Here is a 12,931-nt window from a genome sequence, read left to right as displayed (position 1 = left end):
CTGGAACGCATGAGCCGAAACCTGACTGCGGATCTCGCCGCCGACCTCCGCAACCGCATTGTCGACGGCGTCATCCAACCGGGCGAGAAGCTCCCCAGCGAGAACACCCTCATCAGCGAATTCGGGGTGAGCCGAACCGTGGTCCGCTCCGCATTGACGCGGCTGCAGGCCGAGGGCCTTGTGGAAACCGAACGTGGGCGGGGCAGCTTTGCCCTGACTCCGCCCGCCGAAGGCCCGACCCAGGCACCGGGAACCCGGCCTGTGTCCAGCATGGAAGAACGGCTGCAGATGCTCGACTTCCGGATCGGCGTCGAAGCAGAGGCAGCTGCGCTTGCTGCCCGGAACCACAGCGAACGACAACTCAAGGCCGTCCACGGTGCCTTGGAACAATTCACTGCGAACGTTTCGCATCCGGCGCACGCCATGAAAGCTGATTTCGAGTTCCATCGTGCTGTGGCTGCCGCTTCAGGCAATCCCTTTTATACAGACTGCATCGCCGCCCTCGGCCAGACCATGATCACTATGCCCCGCCCACGCCTCGTCGCCGGGGATGACCGGGAAACCCGCGAACGCTTCGATCAAGTGGTCCACGAGCATTCCTCTATCTACGCAGCAATCGCGGACGGCGATCCCGTGGCTGCCGCGGCAGCCATGCGCCTTCACCTCAGCAACTCACGACGCCGGCTGGCAGGTTCCGCCCGCAACTAGCCTCACGCGGGGCTGACCACAAAACAAAAGAGCCCCGGTCCTAAGACCGGGGCTCTTTCGATTGCGTGCGCGAGGGGGGATTTGAACCCCCACACCCTTTCGGATACTGGCACCTGAAGCCAGCGCGTCTGCCGTTCCGCCACTCGCGCGCAACTTCTTTTTCCGGACTTCGCTGGTCTCCCAGCTTCGTTTCCTTCAAAAGCAGCGAGATCAAGCATAACGGACATCCGGAGCAAAACACCAATCAAGCTGGGAGGCACCCTCCGGAAAGGCGGTGGACGGCCTGGAAACCGCAGAACTTCAAGGGATTTTCAACCCCTGCGAGCCCCGCCAGCAAGGGCCGCCGTCGAACTTTTCCGTGGCGCAGGGCGTTGTGGATTAAGGTCATTCCCAGTCAGTCCCAGTAGTATCGGGAAGAGGAAGGGCCGTGGGGCGCGCACTTTGGTGTGTGCACAGTCGGACCAATTGCAGGACTATCGGACAGGCACAGCAGGTGCCGCGGCAAGGAAAGGAGAAGGAACATGGGTTTGCTGGACAAAGTCGAGCGCGGCATTGAAAAGGCCGTCCGCAACGTCTTCTCCACGGGGTCGCGGGCACGGGTTGAGCCAGTGGAGATCGCGAGCAAGCTGAGGCGGGAACTGGACAATCAGTCCATCACCATCGCCGCCGGACGCACGCTTGCTCCCAACGTTTTTGATGTCCTGCTCAGCGATGAGGACTTCGCCCGGGCCCAGGAATGGGGAACGCCCCTCGCTGAGGAGCTGTGCGACGTCGTTATCCAACACGTTCGCAGCCAGGGTTATACGCTCCAAGGCGCGGTCAGGATCTCGTTCCGTCGCAATGACGAGGAACGGGCCGGCCACTTCGAGATCGCTTCCCGGACCGAAAAGTCCTCCGGCGACGCAGCTCCCGCTCCGCAGCCTCCGCGGGCCAACGTTCCCGCAGCCCCCGCACGGCAGCCAATTCGCCTCCAGCCTGTCCTGGACATCAGCGGTCAGCGATACTCCCTCAATGCAGCCAGCGTGGTGCTCGGCCGCTCTTCTGAAGCCGACATCCTGGTGGACGACACCGGGGTTTCACGGAAGCATCTTGAGGTACGCACCGAGAACGGGAGCACGTGGGCTGTTGACCTCGGCTCCACGAATGGCAGTTACGTCAACGGACATAAGGTAAACGGCAGCGTGGAGCTCACAGACGGCTCAACCATCACGATGGGACGTACCAAGATTATTTTCCGCCTCCTCCCCCAGACCCCGGGTGGCCACGCGTGAACGATGTCAGCGAACTGACCATTACAGCGCTTCGTTTCGGCTTCCTCCTGTTGCTGTGGGTCCTGATCTTCAGCATTGTGTCCACCATGCGCCGCGACTTCCAGATCGGACGCAAGGCAGTGACCGGTGTTCCTACGGCACGTGAAGTCCGCAAGCATCCTGAACTGGCTGCCACACCACCGCCGGCCATCCAGCATGCCCGCAACCTGGTGGTCACCGAGGGTCCCCTCAAGGGCACCACGGTTCCCCTGGCGGCCAGCCCCATCCTGCTTGGACGCGCGCAGGAAGCCACCCTGGTCCTGGAGGATGACTACGCCTCCGGCCGGCATGCGCGTCTGTTCCCGCAGGGCAGCCGATGGTTCATTGAGGACCTCGGCTCTACGAACGGCACCTACCTGGCCGATCAGCAGCTCACTCGTGCGTTGCCGGTGGAGCTCGGTGTCCCCGTGAGAATCGGCAAGACGGTCATTGAATTGAGGCCATAGTCCATGGCCTCTTCTGAGACCCCCGAGGACAAGGAAAAGCCTGCGGAGCGCCCGCTGATCATGCGCTACGCGGCCCGTTCCGACGTCGGCCGGATCCGCTCCAAGAATGACGACTCCGCTTATGTGGGCCGCCATCTCGCTGTGGTCGCCGACGGCATGGGCGGGCACGCGGGCGGCGATGTCGCCTCCGCTTCGACGGTCCTGGACATGATCCACCTGGATCATGACGACTACCCTGAAGGCGCCGACACCGTCCTGGCGGACGAGATCCAAACCGCCAATTCACTGCTCTCAGAGCTCGTCCACCAGAATCCCAAGCTGTCAGGCATGGGTACGACGGTCACGGCGTTGCTCCTTGAGGACCGCAAGCTCCACTTCGCGCATATTGGCGATTCCCGCGCTTACCGCCTGCGCAACAAGAAGTTCGAGCAGATCAGCGTGGACCACACGTTCGTCCAGCGCCTGATCGATGAGGGACGCCTCCGTCCGGAGGAAGCCGAGACCCATCCCCATAAAAACGTCCTGATGCGCGTGCTTGGCGACGTTGACGCGAGCCCTGAGCTGGACTTGGACGTCCTGGACGTCGAACCCGGCGAACGCTGGCTGCTGTGCTCTGATGGCCTGAACTACGTAGCAGGGCACGTCGTGGAGCGCATGGTCCGCGAGACCAAGGACCTTCGCGAATGCGCCGAGATCCTCGTAGACCTCACGCTCGAAGCGGGCGCCCCGGACAACGTCACGGTTGTCATGTTGGAAATCGTCGAGGAGACGGTCGACGACGTCAACACGGCCGCCGTCGACGTCGTACCGGCCGCTGCGCTTGCCGCCGTCGATGAGCCTGAAGCGGTGACGGCCACCAAGTCCCCCGATGAGGTGCCGTCCGGAGATGCGGCCAAGGGCGCCTCGAAGTCGGAAGCTGACCGGAAGCCGGACGCAGGATCGGCTTCCGACGACGGCACGAGGACGAAGGAATCGGACGAGGCGGACGAAACGTCCGGGACTTCTGATTCCTCCACCGAACCGCCGGCGACCACCGATCCCCACCTCGGTGAGCATCTGTCAGCCGAAGTCCTGCGCGAGGAACTGGCCAGCCGCCCCCATGAGCTCGTTGGCGCCGCGGCAACGGCTGCTGAAACAGGCTCCATTCCTACCGTTGCCGGCCGCACGGTGGCCCGTCGCGCTGCCACAGTCCTGACGCACAAAGCAGAGCAGGACCGCGCGGAGGCCGAAGATCCGCCAAGGCGTCGCATCCGTTGGTTGATGCCCGCCGTCGCCGCATTCCTGGTTCTGGGCGTCGTGGTCGGCCTGTGGCTTGGCTACGCCTGGACCCAGACACGCTATTACGTGGGTGAATACGATCAGCGTGTTGCCATCTTCAACGGCATCTCACAAAGGCTCGGCCCAATTCAGCTTTCCCGGCTGGAAGCCGTAACCGATGTCAGGGTGGATTCCTTGCCTGAATATGGCCAGCAGAGCGTTCGCCAGACCGTTCCTGCCGGGGACCTCGACGACGCCCAGCTCATCGTGGAAAACCTGAAACAGTACGGCAGCGCCTCGGCCAATTGCCCCAGCCCGACTCCAACCGGCACGGCGACTCCCACGCCGTCGCCGTCGGCTACGGCCACAGTGCCGGTACCCAGCACGGCAGCCGTTGCCAGCCCCACGCCATCTCCCGTTCCGACTCCCTGTGAGGGGGCAAAATGATCCAGACTGAAACCGCCCCCAAGCCCCGCCGGAACGTCGAGCTTCTGCTCATCGTGCTGGCACTTGCCGTTGGAATCGGCGCCAGCGCACTGGTCAGCCTCAACTCGGATCTGGGACTGGACAGCGACTTCTGGTTCCAATCGAGCCTGCTCGCCGTAGCCGCCTTTGCATTCCACGTGGTGCTCCGTCTCCGCGCTAAATATGCCGATCCGGTAATACTTCCCATCGTGGTGGCCCTGAATGGATTGGGCCTGGCCCTGATCCACCGCATGGACGGCCCTGGCGACGACACCGGCAACAACCAGCTCCGGTGGACGCTGATTGCCATGGCCGTTTCCATCGCCGTGATCTGGTTCCTCAAGGACCACCGCATCCTACGCCGCTTCACCTACATCTCGTTGGCGGCCAGTGCATTGCTGCTGATTCTTCCTCTGGTGCCCGGCATCTCCGCCGGTGAGGTGCTCGGTGCCAGCGTCTGGATCCGCATCGGCCCCATGACTTTCCAGCCTGGTGAAATCGCCAAGATCACCCTGGCCATATTCTTCGCGGGTTATCTGTCGTCCAACCGGGACCTCATCCTCCTGGCCGGCCGGAAGATCGGTCCCATGCAGTTCCCCCGCTTCAAGGACCTGGGCCCGATGATCACCGCCTGGCTGGTGAGCATCGGCGTCCTGGTCTTCCAGCGCGACCTCGGATCGTCCGTCCTCTTCTTCGGCCTCTTTATCGTGATGATCTACGTGGCCACCAGCCGTATCTCCTGGGTCGTTATTGGCCTGGCCCTGATCCTCGGCGGCGGTTTCATCGCATCGAAGATCTTCTCCCACGTCGCGTTCAGGATCGACAGCTGGATCAACGCCTTCACCCCGGAGGTCTTCGGCAGGTCTCCCGGCGGTAGTGGACAGATCGTCCAGGGCCTGTTCGGCATGGCCGACGGCGGCCTGGTGGGAACAGGACTGGGACAGGGCCGCCCGGACCTGGTTCCGTTCGCAAACAGCGACATGATCGTGGCGCTCATCGGCGAAGAACTGGGCCTGATCGGCCTTTTCGCCGTGGTGATGCTCTATTTGCTGCTCTTCACCCGCGGTTTCCGCGCAGCCCTGGGAACGCGCGACGCCTTCGGAAAGCTCCTGGCGTGCGGCTTGTCGTTCGCGATCGCACTGCAGTGCTTCGTGGTCATCGGCGGCGTCACCCGGCTCATCCCGTTGACCGGCCTGACCACCCCGTTCCTGGCCGCCGGAGGTTCATCCCTGCTGGCCAACTGGATCATCGTCGGGCTGCTGCTCATGATCTCCAATACGGCCCGCGGACCGGTTGACACCACACCCATGGTCAACAAACCCCCGACCACCAGCTCCCACGGGACAGTCAAGACTCCAACAGGCCAGACACCAAGCGCACCAACTGAGGCGGTGAAGCATCAATGAACCAAGCGATTCGCAGCTCGTGGATGGCCGCCGTCGCCATGTTCGCGTTGATTTTCGGCGCCATCAGCTACGTCCAGGTCATTGGCGCGGACGACCTCAACGCGAATACCTGGAACCAGCGCGCCATCCTCGCCACGTTCTGCAACGAACGCGGTGCCATCATCGTTGGCGGGAAACCGGTGGCAGAGTCCGTCCCCGGAACCGAGTCCTGCGCCTTCCAGCGTTCGTACCCCCAGCCGGAGCTTTATGCGGGCGTCACCGGCTTCTTCTCGAGGGGCTTCGGATCCACCGGGCTGGAGCAGTCGATGGGGGAAACCCTGGCGGGTAACTCGGACCAGTTGTTCCTGGACCGCATCAGCCAGATGTTCCTGGGCAAGGAACCCAAGGGCGCTTCTGTGGAGCTGACCCTTGATCCAGCCATCCAGAAGCTGGCCTACGACCTCATTCCGGACGGCCAGCGGGGTTCCATCGTGGTCACCAACCCGAAGACGGGAGCCATCCTGGCGATGGTCTCCAAGCCGTCCTACGACCCCAACCTGATTGCCACCCACGACACTGCCGCTGCAGAGGCGAACATGGCCCAGCTGAACCAGATCCCGGGTATCAACCTGAACCAGAACGTCAGCGGTCCCACCGGAAACCTGCTCTCTCCCGGCTCGGTTTTCAAGCTCATTGACACGGCCGCGGCGTTGAACTCGGGCAAGTACAACAAGGACAGTGAACTGCCGAACCCGAGCAGCCTCCCGCTTCCCGGTTCCAATGCCAGCCTTCCCAACTATGCCGGGGGCAACTGCAACGTCCGGGAGACGGCGTCGTTCGCCTTTGCCCTGGAGCAGTCCTGCAACACGCCGTTCGCGAGCATTGCCCTGGACCTCGGCCAGGACGCCATTCGTGAGCAGGCCGAGAAATTCGGTTTCGGTGAATCCTTCGGAGATCAGCTCAAGCTCCAGCAGGCCAAGAGCGTCTTCCCCAGGGACCTGGACCAGGCACAGCTCGCCCAGTCGTCCGTGGGCCAGCGCGACGTCAAAGCTACTCCACTGCAGATCAACATGATGACGGCAGCCATCGCAAACGGCGGCGTGCAGATGAAGCCGAACCTGGTGCAGACGGTACGTGCTCCTGACCTGCGCGTCATTAGCGAAACAAAGCCTGAAGCACTCCGCACCAGCACCACGCAGCCGATCGCCGGCCAGATCACCGAATGGATGACCAGCGCAGTGGACAACGGCATTGCCAAGGGCGCAGCCGTTCCCGGCATCAAGGTGGCCGGCAAGACCGGCACGGCGGAACTCGGTGATTCAGGTTTGAACAACTCATGGTTTACCGGGTTCGCCCCGGCAAACGACCCGCAAGTAGCCGTCACCATTGTCATGGAACGTGTGGACGTGCTCAGCGGTGCCCAGCTAACCAGTCCGAACGCAAAGAAGATTTTTGAGGCGGTGTTGAATAAGTGAGGCCTACTTCGGGAATCACACTCGGCGGCAGGTTCCAGCTGACCAGTCGCATTGCGATTGGCGGCATGGGCGAGGTCTGGAAGGCCAAGGACCAGATCCTTGGCCGGATCGTGGCCATCAAGGTGCTCAAGGAGGAATACACGGGTGACCCCGGCTTCCTGCAGCGCTTCCGTGCCGAAGCGCGCCACACCGCCCTCCTCAACCACGTGGGCATCGCCAACGTGTTCGATTACGGCGAGGAAGCCGGCTCGGCATACCTGGTGATGGAGCTCGTGCCGGGCCACCCCCTGAGCGGCATCCTGGAGCGCGAACAGGTGCTGTCCCCGGACATGACGCTCTCCATCATTGCCCAGACGGCCCGGGCCCTTGCCGTGGCTCACGCGCAAGGCCTGGTTCACCGCGATATCAAGCCCGGCAACCTGCTCATCACACCGGACAACCGGGTCAAGGTCACCGACTTCGGCATCGCCCGCCTGGCGGACCAGGTTCCGCTGACGCAGACCGGCCAGGTCATGGGCACCGCCCAGTACCTGGCACCTGAGCAGGCAACCGGCCAGACAGCCACCGGGTCCTCGGATATCTACTCCCTGGGCGTCATCGGCTACGAATGCCTCACAGGTCACCGTCCGTTCTCCGGGGAATCGCAGATCGCCATCGCCTTGGCGCAGGTCAATGACGCACCGCCGCCCCTGCCGGAGACGCTGCCTACGCCCGTGCGTGCCCTCTTGATGTCCATGCTTGCCAAGGACCCCAAGAACCGGCCGGCCAACGCCATCAAGCTTGCCGAAGCAGCTGAAGCCATCCGTAACGGCGACATCGCCACGGCTCATGCCGCCGTGCCGGGAATGCTGTTGTTCGAAGACTCAACCGGCCCCATCACGGCGCCGGTCGACACCGCAACGGCACCCACCGGCGTCGTCGCCTCACCTTACGGCAAGGAGCAATCCTCGACGGCGACCTCCGCACTTCCGGTGCTGGGCGCCGGCGCCGCCGGAGCTGCTGTGGGAGCCGCTGCGGCATCCGCGGACAACCCACTGACACGAGCCAACGCCCTCGAGGCGGAACGGCAACTGAACGACGACGAAGAGGTCATCTACAGCGATGACGAACGCTACGACGATCAGGAACCGGAACGCAAGAAGCGCAGCCCCTGGACGTGGCCCCTTGTTGCGTTGATCCTCCTGGTCTTGTTCGCGCTGGTCGGTTTCCTGATTTCCCAGTCGGGATTCTTCTCGCCCACCCCTTCGCCGAGCCAGTCCACTTCCGCGAGCCCGAGCCGTTCTGCCAGCCCGTCGTCCTCATCGACGTCGTCCTCGCCGACTCCGACGCCTACGGAAACCTCTGAAGCACCGTCGCCCACCCAGTCGACGCCGCAGAAGATCAACATCATCCCGGAGGAATTCCAGGGACAGCCGTTCGAGACGGTCAGTGCCAAGCTGCGTTCCCTCGGCCTCGGCGTCAACGGCCAGGAGGTCTTCGATCCGGCAACACCCGGGACGGTTCTCAGCCTCAACCCCACAGGTCCTGTTGACCCGGGGACCACCATCACGGTGACCTACTCAAAGGGACCCGAAATGGTTGCGGTCCCGAACATCGGTCAGGGAGTCTCCGAAACCCAGGTCCAGGGCGCCCTGCAGGGGGCAGGGCTTAAGTACGTGAGGGGCGAGGACGTCAACGGAAGCATCAGCCAGGGCCCGAACACGTTCGTGCGTTCCTCGCCTGCCGCCGGCACCGAGGTACCCGCAGGGTCCACGGTGACCTACTACCTGTCCAAGGAGCTCATCCCTACGGATCCCGTCACTCCCAGCGGCAACCCCAAGCCGTCCAGCTCTGCGTCCCCCACAGGCCGCTAAGCCACCATGTCTACGCCACGTCCCGGCCCCGCGCATCGAGAGGAGAGCACACCTGTGTCTTCACAGCGCATCCTCAATGGACGCTACGAACTCGGTGAGTTGATCGGTCGTGGCGGCATGGCTGACGTCTACAAGGGAACAGATACCCTCCTGGGCCGAACCATCGCCGTAAAGGTCCTGCGTGCCGACCTTGCCCGCGATCCCCAGTTCCAGGCCCGTTTCAAGCGTGAAGCCCAAGCCGTCGCGGCGCTTAACCACCCCTCCATCGTGGCTATTTTCGATACCGGAGAATATTCCGTTCCAGGTGGGCCCGGAGAGGATGTCCGCGTTCCGTACATCGTCATGGAGTTCGTCTCGGGCCGCACCCTGAGGGACATGATCAAGGCGAAGGAACTGGGCGTAGAGGACTCCGTCGGCTACACGCTGGGTGTCCTCTCAGCCCTGGAGTACAGCCACCGGGCAGGGATCGTGCACCGGGACATCAAGCCGGCCAATGTCATGGTGTGTGCGGATACCGGCGACGTCAAAGTCATGGATTTCGGAATCGCCCGGGCCATGGCAGATGCCGCGGCCACCATGACCCAAACACAGGCAGTCGTTGGCACCGCGCAGTACCTTTCCCCGGAACAAGCCCGGGGCGAAACCGTGGACGCCCGCAGCGACCTCTACTCGGCTGGATGCCTCCTGTACGAACTGCTGACCAGCAGGCCGCCGTTCGTTGGTGACAGCCCGGTGTCCGTCGCCTACCAGCACGTCCGGGAAACCCCGGAACTGCCCAGCACCCACAACCCGGATATCACAGAGGCGCTGGATTCCGTTTTGGTCAAGGCACTGCAGAAAAACCGTACTGACCGCTTCCAGGACGCAGCGGCCTTCCGTCGGGCCCTCCGGGCAGCCAGCAATGGCATTCCCGTGCCTGCACTCCCGGCAAGCGAAGCCCCCACAGATCCCAACGACCTCGTGGAACAGGAAGATCCCGCCACGCAGCTCCTGAGCACTACCGCCGTGGGGCTTTTGGACGTGGACCAGTTCAAGGACGAGACCTTGGACCACGAGCACGAGGAACCCCTTCCTTTGGGCCTCCCAGCGGAACGTGAGCGGCCCGCCCAGCAGAAGTCCCGGCGTCGAGCGTGGATCTCCACCCTGGTGATCTTCACTATCCTGGTACTGGCCGGCGGCGGGTTCTGGCTCTACAACCTCATGAACGCCAAGCCGGCCGAACCTGCACAGATCGAGGTTCCGGTGGTGGCCAACATGTCGGAATCCCAAGCGATCCAGAAGCTCTACTCGCTCAAGCTGGTACCGAAATCCGTACGCGAGCCAAGCGATACTGTGGCCAAGGACATGGCCATTGGCACCTCGCCCGCAGCGGGCGCAAAGGTGCCCCAGGACGGCGAAGTGATCCTCAAGGTCTCCAGCGGTCCGAGTTCGGTGACCATACCGGCGGATATCGTGGGCCGCACGGAAGCAAACGCGACCGACGCCCTGCGGGAACTTGGTATCACGGGCACCATCACCAGTGTCCGGACGCACAGCCCGACGGTACCCATGGGCCAGGTGATCAGCACAGCCCCGGCGCCGGGCGGACCCATAGCTACGTCCTCAAAGGTGGAACTGCAGATCTCATCGGGCAAGGTCCTGATGCCGCAACTCATTGGCCTGCCTGTGGCGGAGGCCGAAGCGGCGCTGAAGGCCAACGGCTTGACCATGCAGGTAGTGGAACAGGAAAACTCGCAGGTGGATCCGGGCAAGGTCACGGCACAAAGCGAGGTATTCAACAGCGAGGTAGATCAGGGCAAGTTGGTCACCGTTACTGTTGCGAAGGCTCCCGCGCCTGTCCCGACCCCGACCCCCACTCCAACACCCACAACGGACACGCCGACGCCGAAGCCTACGCCGACGACGACCAAGAAATAGCCTGCTGCCGGGGCGGATCCGCCGTCCCGCCGGGTAAGTCTTTACCGGCAGTTATTGCTTAATGAGCGGGCTCAGCTTGGAGGCACGTTCGGCGGCACCGGCCATGCCCAGGGATTCGAGCCAGTTCCCCAACATCTGGTACCCGCCCTCGGTGAGCACTGATTCCGGGTGGAACTGGACACCGCACAGGGGAGCGGTCCTGTGTTGAAGACCCATCACTACACCGTTCGTCGTCTCCGCTGTGACCTCCAGGACGTCCGGTATGGAGGCACGAACCGCCGCCAGTGAGTGGTACCGCGTTGCCGTGACGGGCGAGGGCAGGCCGACGAAGACGCTTTTGCCTTCATGCCGCACGGGCGATGTCTTGCCATGCATGAGTTCCGGCGCGTGGGTCACCACTCCGCCGTAGGCCTCAGCGAGGGCCTGGTGTCCCAAGCAGACACCGAACATGGGTTTGGAGGCCTCACCGCACCACTTGATCAGCTCAATGCACACGCCGGCTTCTGCAGGGGTCCCGGGTCCGGGGGAAACCAATACGCCGTCCCGCGTTGCGGCCAGTTCGATGGCTTCGGCAAGCGTGACGTCGTCGTTACGGACGACCGTTGTTTCCGCACCCAGTTCCTGAAGGTAGCCCACCAGTGTGTAGACGAAGCTGTCGTAGTTATCTATTACCAAAATCTTTGTTGTGCTCATGGCTGCTGCACTAAACCAATCGTTGAGTCAGTCAATGTGGTGAATTGGGAAAACCAGGGGAAGAGGAACTCGACCATCAAGACAAGGGCCACACCCACCAGTACCAGTGAGGTCAGGATCCGTACCCACAGCGGACCGGGCAAGTTCCGGAAAATCCATGCGTACATCTGCTACCCCTTTCCGTGGGCGCGGGCTACTTGGGCGGCTATTTCCGACGGCGGCCCTGCCGAGGCAGGTTGCCAACCATCCAGCACTGAGTACGCGATGATGCGTTCCTGTGCACCAAAGCGGGGATTGCAGCTGGTCATGGTGAGGAAACTTTCCGTGGGGGTTGCCCCCGGTTGGGTAGGCACGGGCATCAGCACGTCGGTACGGTCCGGCAGGACAATCTGATTGTTGCGGAACACGTAGGTGTAGTAGCCATCCGCGGTTTGGACGTAGATCTTGTCACCGGGAACCAACGTGTGGATGTTGTCCAGGACCGCACCGTGTGTTTGCCTGTGGCCGGCCACCGCAAAATTGCCGGGAGCTCCAGGCATGCTGGTGGTTCCGTAGTGGCCCAATCCCAAGGTGTCCAGGACGTCCGAGCCCGTGCCTTCAATGATGGGGCGGGTGTAGTCCTGGCCGAAGCGGGGGATGTACATGATCCCGATGGTTCCGCCGTTGCCGGGCGCCTTGCCCACCACGGGAGGGCCATAGTCCACCGGACCCACCGGCGCCGCCGGAGCTACCGGGCCGGTGAATTCCTGGGCGAAGCTCTTCACCGCTTCCGTTTGCTTGGCATCGGCTTCCACGTTTGTCCACCACAATTCCCAGCCAACGAACAGCAGCAGGACTATCCCGGCTGTGATGAGGAGTTCGCCGAAGATCTGGCTGATTTTACGGATAACATCCGAGGCCTGTCGACGCTTTCGGGGCCGCCGTTCCTGCCCCGGGCTGGCGGACGGCACGGCTGATGCCGCCGTCGTCTGCTGGTGCGCCACAGGGTCTCCTCATATAGGGCGCGGGCGTCGCGGGCGTATCCCGAGTTGCGGCTAGACTTGACAGCTAGAACCAACCCGGAACGCCGTGTGGCCGTTAACCGCTGGAAATTTCCTTCCTGCAGGATATCAAGGCCCGCAGGGACGGGTATCAACCGAACAGTCCAGGAGGATCCGTGCCCGAGTCCAAGCCCCGCAAGCGGCCTGCCCGCCAGGCCCCACAGACTTCGGCCACGCAGCAGTACAAGCCCAACCCGGTTTGGTACAAGGCCGTCATGTTTGGATTGATGATCCTCGGCCTCCTGTGGATCATCACCTTCTACATCACTGAAGGGCAGTTCCCGGTCCGCGACTGGGCTTCCTGGAACATCGTGGCCGGCTTCGGCATTGCAATTGTCGGGTTCCTCATGACCACGCGCTGGCGCTCCTAGGAATTCCGGAC

11 protein-coding genes and 1 tRNA gene are annotated in these 12,931 nt (G+C 63.0%); 9 read left to right on the top strand and 3 right to left on the bottom strand.

The window, feature by feature from the left end; genetic code table 11:
* The first annotated feature begins 9 nt into the window (after positions 1–9).
* On the top strand, positions 10–708 hold the full coding sequence (locus tag HMI60_RS00165) for a FadR/GntR family transcriptional regulator (RefSeq protein WP_110504807.1): 699 nt from the start codon (positions 10–12) through the stop codon (positions 706–708).
* A 66-nt stretch (positions 709–774) separates the two neighbouring features.
* On the opposite strand, the gene HMI60_RS00160 is transcribed toward HMI60_RS00165, so the two are convergent.
* Positions 775–857: transfer RNA gene (locus tag HMI60_RS00160), tRNA-Leu, on the bottom strand.
* A 372-nt stretch (positions 858–1,229) separates the two neighbouring features.
* Here HMI60_RS00160 and HMI60_RS00155 point away from each other — a divergent pair.
* From HMI60_RS00155 to pknB, 7 genes are read left to right on the top strand one after another with little or no spacing between them, the layout of a single operon-like run.
* Positions 1,230–1,979 carry a DUF3662 and FHA domain-containing protein gene (locus tag HMI60_RS00155; RefSeq protein WP_018778451.1) on the top strand — a complete coding sequence of 250 codons (750 nt, stop codon included), beginning with the start codon at positions 1,230–1,232 and terminating at the stop codon, positions 1,977–1,979.
* Positions 1,976–2,464, top strand: coding sequence for an FHA domain-containing protein (locus tag HMI60_RS00150; RefSeq protein WP_018778452.1), 489 nt, complete (start codon positions 1,976–1,978; stop codon positions 2,462–2,464). The genes HMI60_RS00155 and HMI60_RS00150 overlap by 4 nt, the downstream gene beginning before the upstream one ends.
* 3 nt (positions 2,465–2,467) lie before the next feature.
* The gene (locus HMI60_RS00145; protein WP_193590312.1) at positions 2,468–4,168 is read left to right on the top strand and encodes a PP2C family serine/threonine-protein phosphatase; all 1,701 of its coding nucleotides are present in this window, start codon (positions 2,468–2,470) and stop codon (positions 4,166–4,168) included.
* Positions 4,165–5,592, top strand: coding sequence for an FtsW/RodA/SpoVE family cell cycle protein (locus HMI60_RS00140; RefSeq protein ID WP_018778454.1), 1,428 nt, complete (start codon positions 4,165–4,167; stop codon positions 5,590–5,592). The genes HMI60_RS00145 and HMI60_RS00140 overlap by 4 nt, the downstream gene beginning before the upstream one ends.
* On the top strand, positions 5,589–7,046 hold the full coding sequence (locus HMI60_RS00135) for a penicillin-binding transpeptidase domain-containing protein (RefSeq protein WP_193590311.1): 1,458 nt from the start codon (positions 5,589–5,591) through the stop codon (positions 7,044–7,046). Before HMI60_RS00140 ends, HMI60_RS00135 begins: the two co-directional genes overlap by 4 nt.
* The gene (locus HMI60_RS00130; RefSeq protein WP_018778456.1) at positions 7,043–8,899 is read left to right on the top strand and encodes a protein kinase; all 1,857 of its coding nucleotides are present in this window, start codon (positions 7,043–7,045) and stop codon (positions 8,897–8,899) included. The genes HMI60_RS00135 and HMI60_RS00130 overlap by 4 nt, the downstream gene beginning before the upstream one ends.
* 6 nt (positions 8,900–8,905) lie before the next feature.
* Positions 8,906–10,816: a Stk1 family PASTA domain-containing Ser/Thr kinase gene (gene pknB / locus HMI60_RS00125; protein ID WP_193590310.1), complete on the top strand. Its 1,911-nt coding sequence runs from the start codon at positions 8,906–8,908 to the stop codon at positions 10,814–10,816.
* 51 nt (positions 10,817–10,867) lie between these two features.
* Here pknB and HMI60_RS00120 read toward each other — a convergent pair whose 3' ends face one another.
* Positions 10,868–11,509: an aminodeoxychorismate/anthranilate synthase component II gene (locus HMI60_RS00120; RefSeq protein WP_018778458.1), complete on the bottom strand. Its 642-nt coding sequence runs from the start codon at positions 11,507–11,509 to the stop codon at positions 10,868–10,870.
* A 170-nt stretch (positions 11,510–11,679) separates the two neighbouring features.
* Positions 11,680–12,492 (bottom strand): class E sortase, encoded by an 813-nt coding sequence (locus HMI60_RS00115; protein WP_370584074.1) that lies wholly within the window; start codon positions 12,490–12,492, stop codon positions 11,680–11,682.
* 173 nt (positions 12,493–12,665) lie between these two features.
* Here HMI60_RS00115 and HMI60_RS00110 point away from each other — a divergent pair, with 173 nt between their 5' ends.
* Positions 12,666–12,920 carry a cell division protein CrgA gene (locus tag HMI60_RS00110; protein WP_018778460.1) on the top strand — a complete coding sequence of 85 codons (255 nt, stop codon included), beginning with the start codon at positions 12,666–12,668 and terminating at the stop codon, positions 12,918–12,920.
* Positions 12,921–12,931 lie beyond the last annotated feature (11 nt).

The sequence above is a fragment of the Paenarthrobacter sp. YJN-D genome (genome assembly GCF_015040335.1).
In the GTDB taxonomy this organism is placed as follows: domain Bacteria; phylum Actinomycetota; class Actinomycetes; order Actinomycetales; family Micrococcaceae; genus Arthrobacter; species Arthrobacter nicotinovorans.
Note: the sequence above shows the minus strand (reverse complement) of the source record. Positions and strands in the feature narration are given on the sequence as shown.